The organism is Curtobacterium sp. HSID17257, from assembly GCF_003989515.1.
In the GTDB taxonomy this organism is placed as follows: Bacteria; Actinomycetota; Actinomycetes; order Actinomycetales; family Microbacteriaceae; genus Curtobacterium.
The window spans coordinates 1-16,806 of the sequence record NZ_RBLU01000071.1; the positions used below are offsets into that span (position 1 = coordinate 1).

A 16,806-nucleotide genomic window follows, 5' to 3' on the forward strand; every position below is an offset into this window, starting at 1 on the left:
GACGACCGACCCGCCGCGCAGCAGGACCGGTGCGCCGGCGTCCGGGTCGGCGGTCACCGGGCGAGTCCCGCGAGGAGCCGCTCGGCGCGGGACCGCACGGCGTCCGTGTCCCCGGTCGTGAGGGCGTCGCCGACGAGCGGGGAGCCGAGTCCGACCGCGACCGCTCCGGCCGCCAGGTACTCGGGGGCGTCGTCGACCCCGATCCCACCGGTCGGGACGACGTCGACGAAGTCGAGCGGGGCGAGCACCTGCCGCAGGAACGCCGGACCGCCGAGCTGCGCCGCCGGGAACACCTTCACCGCCCGGGCCCCGAGCCGCCACGCCCGCACGATCTCGGTCGGGGTCGCCGCGCCGGGGTACCACCCGAGGCCGCGCTCGTGGGCCCGCTCGCCGATCGCCGGGTCGAGGTGCGGGCTGACGACGAAGGATGCTCCCAGGTCGGCCGCCTCGTCGACCTGCTCGGGCTCGAGCACGGTGCCCACCCCGACGGACACCCCGGCACCGAACCGTCGCGCGGTCCAGGCGGTGCCCTCCCGCCAGCGCGGTGTGTTCGTGGTGAGCTCGATCGCCCGCACACCGGTGCTGACCAGGGCGTCGACGACCGCCTCGACGTGTTCGCCGGTGCCGCCGCGGAGGATCCCGACGGCGGGGCCCGCGCGGTGCCGGACGCCGTGGTCGGGCGTCGGTGTGCTGCTGCCGGTGGACGTGTGGTGGGTGCGCACGGGCTGGGCTCCTCGGATCGGTCGGTCGGGTCGGTCGGTGTGGTCAGCGCTCGACGTGGTCGTGCACGGCAGCAGCAGGGTCGACGGTGTCGGTGTCGGTGTCGGTGTCGGTGTTGGTCGTGGCTCCCGGGCCCGGCAGCCGCCAGTCGCCCGGGACCGTGCAGGCGAGCGCGCCGGCGTCGGCGGCGCGGTCGAGCGCGGTGTCGGTGTCGGCGCCCGTGAGCGTCGCCGCGAGCCAGGCCGCCACGAACGCGTCACCGGCACCGACCGGGTCGACGACCCGGACCGGGGTCGCCGCGCGTCGGGTCGTCCGCCCGTCGACGACCGAGACGGCACCGCGCGAGCCGAGCTTCACCACCGCGCGACCACGGGCCAGGTCGGCGAGCCCACGGGCGAGGTCCTCGTCGGACGTGAGCGGGGTGTCCGCGTCGTCTCCGGCGCTGTCCGGGGCCCCGAGCAGGATCCTGGCCTCGTCGTCGCCGGCGAACACCACCGCGGCGCGGGCGGCGACGGCGCGGTAGTGCTCCCGGGCGACCGCGGCGTCGAGCAGCTTCTGCCGGTGGTTCACGTCGAAGGACACCGGGACCCCGGCAGCCTCGGCGCGGTCGAGCACCGAGGCGACGGTCCGACGGGCGGACTCCGAGAGCGCGAGCGTGATGCCGCTGACGTGGACGAGCGCCGACTGCTCGACGAGCCCGGTCGGGACGTCCTCGGGCACGAGCGCCGAGCCCGCGGAGTGCCGGCGGTGGTAGGTCACGCGGGTCCGACCGTCCCGCAGCCGCTCCTTCATCATGAGCCCGGTCGACCGCTCCGGGTCGACGGTCGCGACGACGTCGACCCCGGCCTGCCGGACGTCCCGCAGGACCCGTTCGCCCGCGGGGTCCGCACCCACCCGGCCGACCCACGTCGCCGGGACACCAGCCCGGACCAGGCCGATCGCGACGTTGCTCTCGGCCCCGCCGGTGTCGACGCGCATGTGGTCGAGATCGCGCACCTCGCCGATGCCGGGGCCGGCGAGCAGCAGCATCGTCTCGCCGAGGGTGAGCACCCCCGCCCGCGTGGTCACCGGGCCGCCCCACCCGGTGCCGTGCGACGCAGGGCGAGCTGTGCGGACGAGGACCCGAGGGCGACCGAGATCTCGAACGCGGTCCGGACGACACCGTCCCCGAGCTCCCGGACCGCCGCCGCCGGGAAGCGGGACGCCAGGCCGGAGATGCTCATCGCGCCGACGACCTGGTTGGCGTGGTCGAGCACGGGCGCGGCGACGCAGCGGATGCCCGGCTCGTTCTCGCGATCGTCGATCCCGTAGCCGCGGGCACGGGTGCGCTCGACCTCCTGCCGCCACCGCCCGTCGTCGGTGATGGACTGGTCGGTCATCGCGGTCGCGGGTACGGCGAGCACCGCGCCGAGGAGCCCCGGGTCGCCGAACGCCACGATCGCCTTGCCGGACGCGGTGTTGCGCATCGGCAGGCGGTTCCCGATCCGCGACCCCATCCGGACCGTGCCGCGGGTCTCGACCTTGTCGACGTAGACGATGTCGGTGCCGTCCGGGACGACGAGGTGGCAGGTCAGCCCGGTCGCCTCGGCGGTGCGTCGCATGAACGGTGCGGCCGCGGAGCGCAGGTCGATGCCCTCGAGGTAGCTCTGCCCGAGCAGCAGCGCACCGAGCCCGAGGGTGAACCCGGCGTCCGGGGTGCGGCGGAGCAGGTCCGTCTCGACCATCGGGGCGGTCAGGCGCAGCACCGTCGACTTCGCGGTGCCGAGCATCGACGCGAGCTCGCCGAGGGACACCGACGCGGCGCCGTTCCGGGTGCGGTCGGCCACGTGGTCGAGGAGCGACAGGCCCCGGCGCAGCGACAGCGCGGCGTTCCGCGCGGGCACTGCCGGGGCTGGCTGCTGCTCGTCGTCGTCGGGCATCAGAACCACGTCGCGATCGTCTCGGTGACGGTGTCGTCGTCGGCGAGCACCTGGACCTGTCGCCACTTGTCGAAGACCGTGCACGGGTGCGAGACGCCGAGCACGACGACGTCGCCGGGCGTCAGCCCGGGTGCGCCGTCGGCCAGGGCGAGGTAGCAGTGCTGGTCGTCGAGGCGGGTGACGGTGACCGCCCCGGGTGGTGGGACGACCTGCGCGTCGTGGGCCGTGCCTCCCGGCCGGATCCCGCGCACCACGGGCAGACCCTCGTCGAACGACACGTCGCGCTTGCCGACCGCGACCAGCGCGCGGCCCGGCTCCGGGCACGAGGTGACGCGGCCCCACACCTCGATCGCCGGACGGAGCGAGCCCTCCTCGGGGCGGCGGCCGAACGGCGTGCGCTCGGCGTAGAAGCCGTCGTCGTGCGTGAGGTAGGCGCCCGAGCGCAGGAGCACGTCGACGTCGTCCGGCCGGTCCTGCACGGCGTCGACCACGCCGTCGAACCAGGCGCTGCCGCCCATGCTGAGCAGGGTGCGGCCGGCGACGAGACGACGCGCGTCGCCGGCGATCGCGAGGACCCCGGCAACCCAGGCGCGTGCGGTGTCGACGTCGGGCAGGCCGCCCTCGTACCCGGTCACCCCGCGGAGCACGAGGCCGGCGGCGTGCGCGGCCCGGGCGACCTCGTGCGCCTGTTGCGCCGAGCGGACACCGGTGCGGCCGCCGGGGAACCCGACCTCGACCAGCACGTGCACGGTGCCGTCGACGGAACGGGCGGCGCTCGCCGCGGCCCTGACCCCGGCGACGGAGTCGACGTTGCAGAGCACGTCGGCGGCGGGGTCGATGCTCCGACGTGAGGCGAGCCAGGCGAGGCCGGCGGGGTCGAGGACCTCGTTGGCGACGAGGATCCGGTGCACGCCGTGTTCCCACGCGACCATGGCCTGCTGGACCGAGGCGACGGTGACGCCCCAGGCGCCGGCACGGACCTGGCGGTCGGCGAGTGCCGGGGCCATGTGCGTCTTCATGTGCGGGGCGAGCAGCAACCCGTGGCGGTCGACGTACGACTGCATCACGGCCGTGTTGTGGGCGAGGGCGGACTCGCGGAGGGTCATCACCGGGAGGTGCGCGTGGTCGAGGACGTGGCGCCCGACGACCGGCGCGGCGGGGTCGGCGGCGCCCTTCGTCGTGACGGTGCCCGGCGTGCGTGCGGCGGCGGCGGTCGTCATCGGTCCTCCTGCGCTGGTGCGTCGTGGTCCTGCGGCAACGTTCGCGGTGCCGGGGCCGCCGGGCAACGACGTCGTCGTCCTCATTGTGCGCTGCAGAACGTCCCGCCCGGGCGCCGAAACCGAGCGGGCATAGCATTCGGGGTGATGACGACGACGGCGACGACACGACGACGGGGCAGCACGGCGGTGGCCGTGCTCGTCGCGGGCACCTTCTTCATGGAGCTCCTGGACGGCACGATCCTCGCGACCGCCGCCCCGGCCATGGGGCGCGACCTCGGCGTCGACTCCGCCGCGATCGGTGTCGCCATCACCGCCTACCTCGTCACGCTCGCGGTGTTCATCCCGGTCAGCGGCTGGCTGACCGACCGTGTCGGATCGCGCACGGTCTTCGCCGGGGCGATCGCGCTCTTCACCGTCGCGTCCGCGCTGTGCGCCGCGTCGACCGGGCTCGTCGAACTGACGCTCTGGCGGATCCTGCAGGGCCTCGGGGGAGCGCTGATGGTGCCCGTCGGACGCCTGGTCGTGCTGCGCAGCGCCGGGCGTGAGCAGCTCGTCACCGCCATCGCGATCCTCACCTGGCCCGCACTCGCGGCGCCGATCATCGCCCCGTTCGTCGGCGGGGTGCTCGTCGACACCCTCAGTTGGCACTGGATCTTCCTCGTCAACATCCCGCTCGGGATCGTCGCCTTCGTCGCCGCGCTGGTCCTCGTGCCGCAGGAGCGTGCACCCGAGCGCGTCCCGTTCGACTGGCGCGGGTCACTGCTCGCGTGCCTGGGGCTCGGCTCGCTCGTGGTGATGGCCTCCCTGCTCGCGCTCGACGAGATCCCCCTGGTCGCGGTCGTCGTGTCGGGCGTGGTCGGTGGCGTCTGCTGCTGGCTCGCGGTGCGGCACTTCCGCCGGGCACCGCACCCGATCATGGGGCTGGAGTCCTTCCGGCTCGAGACCTTCCGCGTCTCGCATGCCGGCGGCAGCCTGTTCCGGCTCGCCGTGTCGGCCGTGCCGTTCGTGCTGCCGCTGCTCTTCCAGGACGCCTGGGGCTGGAGCGCCGTGCTCGCCGGGTCCGCGGTGCTGTGGGTGTTCGTCGGCAACCTCGGCATCAAGCCGATGACGACGCCGTTCCTCCGCTGGTTCGGCTACCGACCGGTGATCGTCGTGTCGAGCGCGATCGCGGCCGCGAGCGTCGTCGCGATGGTGTTCCTCACCGAGGACACCCCGTTCTGGCTGCTCGCCGTGCTGCTCGTGGTGAGCGGTGCCGCGCGCTCGGTCGGCTTCACGGCGTACAACACCATCGCCTTCGCGGACGTCGAGCAGGCCGACATGACCCCGGCGAACACGCTGTCGTCCACGCTGCAGCAGGTCGCGGCCGGCTTCGGGGTCGCCGTGGCGGCCGTGGCGATCCGGGCGGCGGCCGGGCTCGGCGGGACCGGGCCCTACGACGTGGCGTTCTGGGTGATCGCGGTGCTCCTCGTCGTGGCCTGTGTCGAGGGCGTCCTGATGAGCCGGACCGCGGGGGACACGGTGCGTCCGGCGCGCCGGGTGCGGGCAGCGGCGCGCTGACCGGCGCCGTCCCACTGACCGGCGGGGCTGTCGGCCGTCCCGCTGACGGGCGGGGCTGTCGGCCGTCCGCTGTCCGTTCGCGACACGGTCGCACGCGCGAAACCCCGGGTGCGCTACGGTCACAGCAACTGTCCGCGACAGCCGAGTACGGTTGCCGCGGCAGGGTGACCGAGACACCCAGGACGGAAGGCAGCATGGCCGGGCCACAGCAGCAGGGGACGATCGCAGGCGACACCGCCGTGCAGCCCACCGAGCTGCGCGTCGTCAGCTACAACCTCCGCGAGCACACCGCCAACGGCGAGCTCGCCGCCCTGGCAGAGGCGTCCCAGGCGGACGTCATCTGCGTGCAGGAGTGCGACAGCAACGACCTCGCGCCTCACGTCGCCGGACTCTCGCTCGCCGCGTCGACGAAGGCCAACCGCCTCGGGCTCGCGATCTACAAGCGCGACGACCGGTTCGAGGTGCAGGACTTCAGCATCCACTCGCTGCAGAAGTCCCTGCACGACCGGGTGCTCGCCCCCGCACACGAGCGGCTCATCGCGATGCGGCTCCGCGACACCGAGGCAGACACCGAGGTGATCGTGGCCTCGTTCCACGCCTCGCCGCTGACGGCCACGAACTCCCTCCGGCGCAAGCAGATCGAGGCGGCGCACCAGTTCGTCCGCGACCTGTCGGACGAGGCGCCGGCCATCATGGTCGGCGACTTCAACTACCCGTGGTTCCAGACGAACCTGCGTCGCAAGATCGAGGAGCACGGCTTCGCGCTGTCGCTCTCGGACCAGCCGACCTACCTGCGCTACCGCAAGTTCACCGGCCACTTCGACTTCGCGACGAGTGTCGGGCTGCACATCGCCGGCGTGGAGACCCTGCCCGCGGGCATCTCGGACCACCGCCCGATCCTGGTCCGCGCGCACTACGAGCACCCGGGCGTCGCGACCGCGGCGGTCGAGGTCCCGGAGGCCCCCGCCGCCTGACGCCGCCGCGTCGCGGTGCTCGCTGCGCCCGACGGGACAGCCGAGCGGGCGCGACATGCCGCGGCCCGACGTCGAGCGGGCACGTCCGGCTGCCAGCAGTGCCGAGCGTGACGGATCCTGCCCGCTCGCTGTCTGCTGCGCACCGGTCCGCCGAGCACGGAGCCGCCGCCCGGTCCGCCGCCCGGTGCGCCGAGCGGGCGAGACATGCCGCGACGCGACCGTCGACCGGGTGCGATCGGTCGTCAGCGGCGTCGAGCGTGACGGATCCTGCCCGCTCGACGCGGCCCCGCGCGACGGAACGGGACCACACGACGGACGGGAGGCGCGGTGCCAGCTGGCACCGCGCCTCCCGTTGCGTCGTGTGGTCGCCTCAGCGACGCAGCGTCGCCCTGGCGAGCCGGTTCCCTATGAACTGCCCGAGCTGGACGATCACCACGATCGCCGCCACCGACACGTAGACGATCCACCAGTCGTACCGCTGCGAGCCGTACACGATCGCGTACTCGCCCAGGCCGCCGCCACCGATCAGGGCCCCCTGCGCCGTCATGTCGACGATGCCCACGAAGATGAACGTGTAGCCGAGGATGAGCGGTCCGACGCCCTCGGGGATGAGGACCGTCAGCAGGATCGACACCGGGTGCGCACCGGATGCCCGTGCGGCCTCGACCACCCCGGGGTCGACCGCGAGCAGGTTCTGCTCGACGATCCGGGACACCGCGAAGGACGCCGCGAGGGAGATCGCGAACGTCACCGCGGGGACGCCGATGGTGGTCTGCACGGCGACGCGGGACAGCGGAGCGATCGCGGCCAGGAAGATCACGAACGGGATCGGGCGCACGATGTTCACGAGCACGTTGACGATCGTGTAGACCGCCCGGTTGCCGAGCAGGTTGCCCGGACGGGTCGCGTACAGGACCAGTCCGAGCGCCAGGCCGATCACACCGGCGAACACCAGGGAGACCAGCGTCATCACGAGGGTGTCGCGGATCGCCGCGAAGAAGATGTCCGACGTGTCGATCACGCTCTGGAAGCCGTTGCCGTTCACGCTGCTGCCTCCTCGTCGACGGTGATCCGTCCGTCGCGCAGGGCACCGAGCGCGCGGTCGACGGCCGCGGGGTCGTCCGCGGTGAGCTCGTAGGTGAGCGAGCCGATGCGGCGTTCGCGGATCTCGCCGACCCCGCCGAACACGAGCTCGGCAGCGACCCCCGCGGAGCGGAACGCGGCGTCGATCCGGTTCTGCAGTCCGACCTCGTCGGTGATCTGCACCGTGACCAGCCGGCCGCGGTGGTGCTGGCGCAGCCGGGCGAGCTGCTCGCCGGACGGGCGGTCGTGCAGGGCGGTGCGCACGAAGCGCTGCGCCGCCTGCGTCTGCGGCGAGGCGAACACGTCGTAGACGTCACCGACCTCGACCACGCGACCGTTCTCCATGACGGCGACGCGGTCGGCGATCTGCCGGACGGCGTCCATCTCGTGCGTGATGACGACGATGGTGACGCCGAGCTCGCGGTTCACGCGGCGGAGGAGCGCGAGGACCTCGGAGGTGGTGTCCGGGTCGAGGGCGCTCGTGGCCTCGTCGGCGAGCAGCAGCTCGGGGTTCGAGGCGAGCGCACGGGCGATGCCGACGCGCTGCTTCTGCCCGCCGGACAGCTGCTCGGGGAAGGCGTGGGCGCGCTCGAGCAGCCCGACGAAGTCGAGGAGCTCGGCCACGCGGCGGTCGCGCTCGGCCTTCGCGACGCCCGCGACCTTGAGCGGGTACGCGACGTTCCCGGCGATGGTGCGGGAGCGGAACAGGTTGAACTGCTGGAAGATCATCCCGATGTTCCGACGCGCCAGGCGCCGTTCCTTCTCCGGGATCGCGGTGAGTTCCCGGCCGCCGACGGTGACGCTGCCCGACGAGGGCAGCTCGAGGGCGTTGACGAGGCGGACCAGGGTGGACTTGCCGGCACCGGAGTACCCGATGACGCCGAGGACCTCTCCCTGGTGCACGTCCAGGGAGACGTCCTCGACGGCCACCACGGTCTCGCCGGTGTCGGCGCGGCGGTAGTGCTTCGAGACGCCGCGGAGTTCGACGAGGGCGGGCACTACTGCTTGGCCGCCTTCGCGTCCTGCTCGACCTTCGCGAGCTCGTCCTGGAGCTTCGTGGCGCTCTCGTCGCGGGAGACGGCCTCGGGCAGGTCCTTCTTGAAGGCCTGCTGCACGGCGTCGTCCTGGAACAGCTTCGCCAGGTCGAGGTACGTCGTGTTGTCCTTGTCGGCGTCGCGGACCGCGAAGACGTTCACGTAGGGAGCGGCACTCGCGCTGGCCGGGTCGTCCTGGAAGACGATGTCGCTGGTGGGGAGCTTCGCGGCGGTGGCGAAGTTGTTGTTCACGACGGCGGCGGCGACGGAGCCCTGCTGCAGCGCGTTCGCGGTCTGCGAGGCGTCGAGCGGCTGGACGTCGACCTTGGACGACTCGATGTCGGTCGTGGTCGAGAAGGCGGACCCGCCGTCCTTGAGTTCGAGCAGCTTCGCCGACTGCAGGATGAGGAGCGCACGCGCCTGGTTGATCGAGTCGTTCGGGATCGCGACCTTCGCACCCTCGGGCAGCTCGCTCGGCTTCGAGTACTCCGTGGCGTACAGCGGCAGCGGGTACACGGCGGTGGAGCCGATCGGCTGCAGGTCGTCGTTCGAGGTGACGTTGTAGTCCGCCAGGTACTGGATGTGCTGGAACTGGTTGATGTCCAGCTGGCCGTCCTTGAGCGCGGGGTTCGGCAGCGAGTAGTCGGAGAAGTTGGTGAGCTTGACCGTGACACCGAGCTCGTCCTTCGCGAGCTTCGTGTAGGTGCTCCAGTACCCGAGCGACTTGTCGGCGACACCGATCGTCACGGTCTTGCCGGCGCCGTCACCGGAGGTAGCGCCGTCGGACCCGCCGGAGCGGACGGCCGCCACGACGACGGCGACGACGATCGCGACCACGACGACCACGGCGGCGATGATCCAGCCGACGGGACGCCTGCCCTTCGGCTTCTCGGGCAGGACGGGTGCTGCGGACATGGGTGCTCCTCGTGGGGGACGTGCCCGGACGGGTGGCGCGGGGCCGGGCGTGGCGGGCCCGGACGTCGGCGTGCACGGGCGGTGCGGTGGGGTGCCGCGGGATGCGCGGCCAGGTTCCGAGTGTGGCTGCCCGCGGCGCGACACGCACGATGCGTTCCGCCGTGTTACATCTCCGCCGTCGTCCACAGGCGCCGCGGGGCGAGCGCAGGACCCTGCGCGAGTTGGTTGACTCGGAGCGTGCGCAGCATCGAACTCGTCCTCGACCCCGACTCCGACGCCGCCGTGCGCGCCGCGTGGGACGCCCTGACGGCAGCCGACCTGCCGAGCCTCGGCCGGTCGGGGACGAACGACCCGCACGTCACGCTCGCCGCGGGCGACGCGCTGCCGGTCCCGCAGGGCTTCGACGCACCCGTGCCGACGACGCTCCGGCTCGGCGGTCTCCTGCTGTTCCCCGCGGGTGCCGGGCGGTCCGTGCTCGTCCGGGCCGTCGTCGTCGACCCGGTGCTGTCGGCCTTCCACACCGCGGTCCACCGGGTCGCAACGGACGCCGTGGAGACCTCGCTGCCCGGTGCGTGGTCGCCCCACGTCTCCTTCGCCCGTCGGGTGCGCGACGAGGACCTGCCCGCGGCCGTGGCGACGCTCCGGGCGACCCCGCTGCCCGAGACCCTGACGGTCGGCGGTGTCCGCCACTGGGACGGCGCGACGAAGACGGTGACGCCCGTCGGGTGATCGGTGGTCGCGCCCGTCGCGTGGTCCGCGGAGCGTGCGGATCCGGCCGGGAGGCGCGGCTCAGGTCCGCAGGACCCGCTCGCCGAACGCGGACGCGAACCGCCGCTCCGGGTCGGCCGCCGCCACCAGCCGCCGGAAGTCGGCCAGGCGCGGCCAGAGCGCCTCGACCGCGTCGGCGTCGAGCGAGCTCGTCTTGCCCCAGTGCGGTCGCCCGTCGAAGGGCGTGAGGCGTGCCTCGAGGTCCGGCAGCAGCGCCGCGACGGCCTCCGGGTGCTTCCGCCAGGTGAAGGCGATGCAGAGCACGTCCTCGCCCTGGGTGGGGCTGAGCCAGAACGGGTCGGCGGCCATCGTCCGGAGCTCGCAGACGTGCAGGTGCGGCTGGATGCGGTCGGCGAGCCCGTGGAGGGCGTCGAGTGCGGCGGCCGCGTGCCGCAGCGGGACGAAGTGCTCGCTCTGCACCTCGGACCCGACGCTCGGCACCGCGTCGATCGGGAAGTGCGGGAGCCGGTCCCACCACGGTCCCACCGTGCCGTCGCGGGCCGTGACGTGGCCGTCCGCCGGACGTCCCGGCAGCCTGGGCGCGCCGAGCAGTGCCTCCGGGACGTCGACGTCGTCGGCCCCGTCCGGTACGCGGGACTTCAGCAGCACCTCGCTGATCGCGTCCCCGAACACGGTGTACGAGCACACCGAGTAGGCGGCGGCGTGCACGTCGGCCACGTGCGCGACGAACCGGTCCCAGGGGATCGGTCCGTACGAGTCCTGCCGCATCCGGTAGGACGGTTCGACGTCGACCTCGACGCGTGTGACGATGCCGAGCAGCCCGAGGTGCAGCACGGCGCCGTCGAAGTCGTCGTCACCGCGTCGGACCGTCCGCACCGTCCCGTCCGCGCCGAGGAGCTCGAAGGACCGGACGGCGGTGCTGAGCGACCCGAGCGTCGTGCCGGAGCCGTGCGTGCCCGTGGCGATCGCGCCGCCCAGCGAGATGTGCGGCAACGAGCCGGTGTTGTGCAGGGCGACCCCGGCGGCGTCGAGCTCCGGCGCGACCACTCCGTACCGGGTGCCCGCACCCATCGAGGCCGTGCCGGCCGCGGTGTCCACGACCAGGTCGGTGGGGAGCCCGGTCAGGTCGAGCAGGACTCCGTGGGCGTCGGCGACGTCGTTGAACGAGTGTCGGGTGCCGAGCCCGTGCACCCGGGGTGACCGCGTGACGAGGTCGGCGGCTTCCTCGAGGGAGCGCGGCCGTTCCACCCGTTCGGCCGAGTAGGTGACCGTGCCGGACCAGTTGACCTCGCGCGCCGTCGACCGCATGCCGTCCACGATGCCACGCCGTCGTCGACGTGGCATCGCGGACCGCGGCCCGGTCCGGTGGTGTTCCGGGTCAGTGCATCGCAGGAGCGCCGGCGGGGGCGCCCTCGGGCGTGGCCGAGCGGCGGACGAACGCCGACGTCAGGATGCCGACGACCGAGATGACACCGCCGACCAGGAACGCGGTCCGCACGCCCGAGGCGGTCGCTGCGGCCACCCCGGCGGCGTCGGCGTCGGCGCCCGCCGTCGCGGCACCGATGGTCAGGAGTGTGACGAAGAGCGCCGTGCCCGCGGCACCCGCCAGCTGCTGCGCCGTGCCGAGCACCGCGCTGCCGTGCGAGTACAGCTTCGGCGGCAGGCCACCGAGCGCGGCGGTGAACAGCGGCGTGAAGGTCAGCGCGAGGCCGATGCTCAGCACGACGTGGGCACCGAGGACGAACCACACGCTCGTGTCGACGCCGACCGTGGAGAGCGCCCAGAGCACGGCACTGATGATGATCGACCCGGGGACGAGCAGCACACGCGGTCCGCGGCGGTCGTAGATGCGACCGACCACGGGGGAGAGCAGCCCCATCAGCAGACCACCCGGCAGCAGCAGGAGCCCGACGGTCAGGACCTCGAGCCCGAGCACGCGCTCGAGGTAGATCGGCAGCAGGATCAGCGTGCCGAACATCGCCATGAAGCTGATGCCCATCGCCACGATCGGGACGGTGAAGCCCTTCGTGCGGAAGGTGCGGAGGTCGAGCAGTGCGCTGTCGGTGCGCTGCAGGCGGGCCTGCCGGACGACGAAGAACGCCAGCGCCGCGAAGCCCACGACCAGGGCGAGGACGGGGACGAGCGGACCGGTCGAGCCGGCCTCGCCGAAGCTGGACAGTCCGAAGACGATCCCGCCGAACGCCACGGCGGACACCACGACCGACGGGACGTCGAGCGGCGCACGTCGGGGCGTGGTCACGTTGCGGACCTTGAGCATGCCGAGCACGAGCGCCGCGATCGCGATCGGCAGCACGAACCCGAACAGCCAACGCCACGAGAACGCGTTGAGGATCAGACCGGAGATCGTCGGGCCGACCGCGGGCGCGACCGAGATCACGATCGAGATGTTGCCCATGATCCGGCCGCGGTGGGCCGGCTCGACCAGGTTCAGGACGGTCGTCATGAGCAGCGGCATCATGATCGCGGTGCCGCTCGCCTGGACGATGCGGCCGACGAGCAGCACGGGGAAGCCGGGGGCGGCCAGGGCGACGAGCGTGCCGACCGAGAAGAGCGCCATCGCCGTGATGAACACCTGCCGGGTGCTGAAGCGCTGCAGCAGGAACCCGGTGATCGGGATCACGACGGCCATGGTCAGCAGGAAGCCGGTGGTGAGCCACTGCCCGGTCGCCGCGGAGATGTCGAGGTCCTCCATGAGCCGCGGCAGCGCCACGCCCATGATCGTCTCGTTGAGGATGACGACGAACGCCGAGACGAGCAGCAGCCCGATCACGAGCCTGGTCTCGCCGGCGGAGGGCTGCGAGACGCTCCCGGTGCGCGGGGCGGAATCGACGGCCTGGGTCATGCGGGGCTCCTGGGAGTGACGGGGGAGTGACGACGGAGTGACGGTGCGCACGGGGGTGACGGCGTGCACGACGGCACGGACTGCGCAGACGAGGCAACAGCCTGAACGGATCCGAGTATTCCGCTTCCGTGTGTCGTCCTCGTGAACACCCCGACCCCGCGCGTGGTCAGCGCAGGATCGCGAACCCGTCGCCGTCGCCGTGCGGCACGACGTCGCGCCGGGCGACCTCGGTCACGGTGGCCGTCGGCGGGCCGGTGTGCAGGAACGCCAGGAGCGCCTCGACCGACTCGGACGGCCCCTCGGCCTCGACCTCGACCGTCCCGTCGAACAGGTTCCTGGCGTAGCCGTCGAGCTCCAGCCCGTCTGCCTTGCGTGCGGTCCAGTACCGGAAGCCGACCCCCTGCACCGAGCCGGACACCACGGCGTGCACCCTCGTCACCGTCGTCATGCCGTCACTGTAGGCAGGCGTGGTCCCGGACACGTTACGGATCTGTTCCGGTCTCGTGAACGGTGATAGTGTCATCGCAACCCGAACACTAAGAGTCATGATGACACGAACAGGTCCCTCCAGCATCCGCGTCGCGGTCTCCACCGTGATCGTCGCCCTGCGCCCGCACCCGGACACCGGCACCCCGGCGTTGTGGATGCCGCTGGTGCGCCGCGTGACCGACCCCTTCGAGGGCTCGTGGGCGCTGCCGGGCGGTTGGGTCGGCCCGGACGAGGGGCTCGAGGACTCCGCCGCCGCTCGGCTGCGGGAGACGACGAACGTGCAGCCGCGCTACCTCGAGCAGCTCTACGCGTTCGGCGACGTCGACCGCTCGCCGAGCCGGGTCGTGTCGATCGTCTACTGGGCGCTCGTGCACCCGGACGAGGCCGAGTCCGTCCCCGACGACTGGAACGTCCGGTGGTTCCTGGCCGACGAGCACCCCGCGCTCGCGTTCGACCACGACCGCATCGTCGAGTACGCGCTGTGGCGCCTGCGCAACAAGATGTCGTACTCGCGCATCGCGCAGGCGTTCCTCGGCGACCGGTTCACCCTCGCCGAGCTCCGTGGCGTCTACGAGGCGGTGCTCGGCCGCACGCTCGACCCGGCGAACTTCCGCCGACAGGTCGCGCAGTCCGACGCCGTCATCGCGACGGACGAGACCACGAGCGGTGACCGGCACCGCCCGGCTCGGCTGTACCGCTCGAATCCCGACCTGGCCTACGCGGACAACGGCCCGCTGCAGCCCGCCCACCCCTGGCCGCACCACCCGCAGAACCGATAGGAACCACCGTGTCCATCGCCACCACGATCGAGCTCATCTCCAACGGCAAGGCCGACGGCAGCACCTGCACGCCCGACCTCGCGATGCCGACATGGGACTTCGACGCCCGCCCCGGCTACGGTCCGGGTTCGTCGATGTCCGACGTCATCCCGACATCGGCGCCGCGACAGGGACAGCTCCCGGACGAGTACAAGACCGCGAGTGACGACGAGCTGCACGCGCGCATCGTGCGGGCGAAGGCGACCCTGGGGGACCGCGTCGTCGTGCTCGGGCACTTCTACCAGCGCGACGAGGTCGTCCGGCACGCGGACTTCCTCGGCGACTCGTTCCAGCTCGCGAACGCCGCCCTGACCAAGCCCGACGCCGAGGCCATCGTGTTCTGCGGGGTGCACTTCATGGCGGAGACGGCGGACGTCCTCGCCCGCGACGACCAGCGCGTCATCCTGCCGAACCTCGCCGCCGGCTGCTCGATGGCGGACATGGCCGACATCGACAGCGTCGAGGCGGCCTGGGCCGAGCTCACCGCGGTCTACGGCACCGAGCCCGACGCCGACGGCCGCGTGCCGGTGATCCCCGTCACGTACATGAACTCCGCCGCCGACCTCAAGGCGTTCTGCGGCCGGAACGGCGGCATCGTCTGCACGTCGTCGAACGCGTCGACCGTGCTCGAGTGGGCGTTCGAGCGGGGGCAGCGCGTGCTGTTCTTCCCCGACCAGCACCTCGGCCGGAACACCGCGAAGGCCATGGGGATCAGCACTGACCGTATGCCGATGTGGAACCCCCGGAACGCGCTCGGCGGCAACGACGAGCAGACCCTGCTCGACGCGCAGGTGGTCCTCTGGCACGGCTTCTGCTCGGTGCACCGCCGGTTCACCGTCGAGCAGATCGAGCAGGCCCGGCGTGAGGACCCGAACGTGCAGGTCATCGTGCACCCCGAGTGCCCGATGGCGGTGGTCGACGCCGCGGACGCCGCCGGCAGCACCGACCTCATCCGCCGCACCGTCGCGGCCGCCACCGAACCGACGTCGTTCGCGATCGGCACCGAGATCAACATGGTGAACCGGCTCGCGGCCGAGTACCCGCAGCACCGGATCACCTGCCTCGACCCCGTCGTCTGCCCGTGCTCGACGATGTACCGGATCCACCCGGGCTACCTCGCCTGGGTGCTCGAGGCACTCGTCCGCGGCGAGGTCCTCAACGAGATCACGGTCCCCGCCGACGTCCAGGCCGACGCCAGGGTCGCGCTCGAGCGCATGCTCGCCGCGAAGCCCCGGGGCTGACGGACCGGCGGCCGAGGACACCGGAGAACGGGGACCGCACCGTGCACGTCGTCATCGTCGGGTCCGGCATCGCCGGGCTCACCACCGCGATCCGCGCCAGCGCCCGCCACGACGTCACCCTGGTGACGAAGGGCGCGCTCGCCGACGGTGCCACCGCCGCCGCGCAGGGCGGCGTCGCCGTCGCGCTCGGTGCCGACGACACCGTCGCGCTCCACGAGCACGACACGCTCACCGCCGCCGTCGGGAGCGCCGACGCGCGTGCCGTCGCGCTGCTCTGTGCCGACGGGCCGGCCCGGGTGCGCGACCTGCTCGCGCTCGGTGTGCCGTTCGACCGGACGACGGATCCCGACTCCCTCGACCGCCACGGCGACGACCTGGCCCGCGGGCGCGAGGCCGCCCACGGCCGCTGGCGGGTCGTGCACGCCGACGGCGACGCCACCGGTGCCGCGATCGAACGCAGCCTGGTCGCCGCCCTGCTCCGCCGGCACGTGACGGTGCTGGAGCGGACGTGCCTCACCGACCTGGTCGTCCGGGACGGCGCGGTCGTCGGCGTCGACGTGCTCGACCTGCTCGGAGAGCCCCGACGCATCGATGCGGACACGGTCGTGCTCGCCTCCGGGGGCGCCGGCCACCTGTACCGCGAGACGACGAACCCGTTGGTCGCGACGGGGGACGGGGTCGCCGCCGCCTGGCGCGCCGGTGCCGTCCTCGCCGACCTGGAGTTCGTCCAGTTCCACCCGACCCGCCTGGCCGTCCCCGACGGCGGACTCCTGTCCGAGGCGGTCCGCGGCGAGGGAGCCGTCCTCCGTGACGCGGCCGGCCGACGGTTCATGACCGCCGTCCACCCGGACGCCGAACTCGCGCCGCGCGACGTCGTCGCCCGCGGCATCGCGGCCGCCGTCCGCGACCAGGGCGGCACCCCCGTGCTCCTGGACGCCACGGGGCTCGGAGCGGACCGGCTCGTCACGCGTTTCCCCGGCCTCACCCGCGCCACCCGTGCGGCCGGCTTCGACTGGACCCGCGAGGGCGTCCCCGTCGCCCCGGCCGCGCACTACGCGATGGGCGGGATCGCGACCGACAGCGAGGGCCGCACCAGCCTCCCCGGACTCCTCGCCGTCGGCGAGGCCGCCTGCACCGGCGTCCACGGGGCCAACCGGCTCGCGTCCAACTCGCTGCTCGAGGGACTCGTGTTCGGCGTGCGCACGGCCGACGCCGTCGGCGCGCCGCGACCCGCCCGGTTGCGC

General features: G+C 73.0%; 16 protein-coding genes. 6 read left to right on the forward strand and 10 right to left on the reverse strand.

The features are described from left to right. Window positions 1–53: 53 nt before the first annotated feature. The 4 genes from D8M35_RS11210 to D8M35_RS11225 are packed head-to-tail and all read right to left on the reverse strand — an operon-like array spanning window position 54 to window position 3,859. Entirely contained in the window at window positions 54–722 is a 669-nt protein-coding gene (locus D8M35_RS11210) for a bifunctional 4-hydroxy-2-oxoglutarate aldolase/2-dehydro-3-deoxy-phosphogluconate aldolase (RefSeq protein ID WP_161972646.1), read from the reverse strand. Window positions 723–765: 43 nt separating this feature from the next. Continuing rightward, window positions 766–1,788, reverse strand: coding sequence for a sugar kinase (locus tag D8M35_RS11215; protein WP_126891936.1), 1,023 nt, complete (start codon window positions 1,786–1,788; stop codon window positions 766–768). Then, a complete protein-coding gene (locus D8M35_RS11220; protein WP_238638200.1) occupies window positions 1,785–2,639 on the reverse strand; it encodes an IclR family transcriptional regulator in 855 nt (284 codons plus the stop codon). Before D8M35_RS11220 ends, D8M35_RS11215 begins: the two co-directional genes overlap by 4 nt. Next, entirely contained in the window at window positions 2,639–3,859 is a 1,221-nt protein-coding gene (locus D8M35_RS11225) for an alanine racemase (RefSeq protein WP_126891938.1), read from the reverse strand. Before D8M35_RS11225 ends, D8M35_RS11220 begins: the two co-directional genes overlap by 1 nt. A 144-nt stretch (window positions 3,860–4,003) precedes the next feature. Here D8M35_RS11225 and D8M35_RS11230 point away from each other — a divergent pair, with 144 nt between their 5' ends. Next, window positions 4,004–5,416: an MFS transporter gene (locus tag D8M35_RS11230; protein ID WP_126891939.1), complete on the forward strand. Its 1,413-nt coding sequence runs from the start codon at window positions 4,004–4,006 to the stop codon at window positions 5,414–5,416. 194 nt (window positions 5,417–5,610) lie between these two features. Continuing rightward, complete coding sequence (locus D8M35_RS11235; RefSeq protein WP_126891940.1) at window positions 5,611–6,390, forward strand: endonuclease/exonuclease/phosphatase family protein; 780 nt, start codon at window positions 5,611–5,613, stop codon at window positions 6,388–6,390. Between the two features lie 370 nt (window positions 6,391–6,760). Here D8M35_RS11235 and D8M35_RS11240 read toward each other — a convergent pair whose 3' ends face one another. The 3 genes from D8M35_RS11240 to D8M35_RS11250 are packed head-to-tail and all read right to left on the reverse strand — an operon-like array spanning window position 6,761 to window position 9,422. Further along, window positions 6,761–7,435 carry a methionine ABC transporter permease gene (locus D8M35_RS11240; RefSeq protein WP_126891941.1) on the reverse strand — a complete coding sequence of 225 codons (675 nt, stop codon included), beginning with the start codon at window positions 7,433–7,435 and terminating at the stop codon, window positions 6,761–6,763. Continuing rightward, the gene (locus D8M35_RS11245) at window positions 7,432–8,472 is read right to left on the reverse strand and encodes a methionine ABC transporter ATP-binding protein (protein WP_126891942.1); all 1,041 of its coding nucleotides are present in this window, start codon (window positions 8,470–8,472) and stop codon (window positions 7,432–7,434) included. Before D8M35_RS11245 ends, D8M35_RS11240 begins: the two co-directional genes overlap by 4 nt. Then, a complete protein-coding gene (locus tag D8M35_RS11250; protein ID WP_126891943.1) occupies window positions 8,472–9,422 on the reverse strand; it encodes a MetQ/NlpA family ABC transporter substrate-binding protein in 951 nt (316 codons plus the stop codon). Before D8M35_RS11250 ends, D8M35_RS11245 begins: the two co-directional genes overlap by 1 nt. A gap of 237 nt (window positions 9,423–9,659) precedes the next feature. Here D8M35_RS11250 and D8M35_RS11255 point away from each other — a divergent pair, with 237 nt between their 5' ends. Beyond that, window positions 9,660–10,151: a 2'-5' RNA ligase family protein gene (locus tag D8M35_RS11255; protein ID WP_126891944.1), complete on the forward strand. Its 492-nt coding sequence runs from the start codon at window positions 9,660–9,662 to the stop codon at window positions 10,149–10,151. Between the two features lie 60 nt (window positions 10,152–10,211). Here the strand turns inward: D8M35_RS11255 and D8M35_RS11260 are convergent, their stop codons facing one another. The 3 genes from D8M35_RS11260 to D8M35_RS11270 form a co-directional block, all read right to left on the reverse strand. Further along, window positions 10,212–11,459 carry a D-arabinono-1,4-lactone oxidase gene (locus D8M35_RS11260; protein WP_126891945.1) on the reverse strand — a complete coding sequence of 416 codons (1,248 nt, stop codon included), beginning with the start codon at window positions 11,457–11,459 and terminating at the stop codon, window positions 10,212–10,214. A 70-nt stretch (window positions 11,460–11,529) separates the two neighbouring features. Further along, a complete protein-coding gene (locus tag D8M35_RS11265; protein ID WP_126891946.1) occupies window positions 11,530–13,014 on the reverse strand; it encodes an MDR family MFS transporter in 1,485 nt (494 codons plus the stop codon). 166 nt (window positions 13,015–13,180) lie between these two features. Beyond that, window positions 13,181–13,462 carry an acylphosphatase gene (locus D8M35_RS11270; protein ID WP_174234739.1) on the reverse strand — a complete coding sequence of 94 codons (282 nt, stop codon included), beginning with the start codon at window positions 13,460–13,462 and terminating at the stop codon, window positions 13,181–13,183. A gap of 97 nt (window positions 13,463–13,559) precedes the next feature. Between D8M35_RS11270 and D8M35_RS11275 the strand changes: the two genes are divergently transcribed. From D8M35_RS11275 to D8M35_RS11285, 3 genes are all read left to right on the forward strand, one after another. Then, on the forward strand, window positions 13,560–14,282 hold the full coding sequence (locus tag D8M35_RS11275) for an NUDIX domain-containing protein (protein WP_153257444.1): 723 nt from the start codon (window positions 13,560–13,562) through the stop codon (window positions 14,280–14,282). Between the two features lie 8 nt (window positions 14,283–14,290). Beyond that, window positions 14,291–15,562 (forward strand): quinolinate synthase NadA, encoded by a 1,272-nt coding sequence (nadA, locus tag D8M35_RS11280; protein WP_126891947.1) that lies wholly within the window; start codon window positions 14,291–14,293, stop codon window positions 15,560–15,562. A 41-nt stretch (window positions 15,563–15,603) separates the two neighbouring features. Then, a partial coding sequence (locus D8M35_RS11285) for an L-aspartate oxidase (protein WP_126891948.1) occupies window positions 15,604–16,806 on the forward strand: 1,203 nt, incomplete at its 3' end.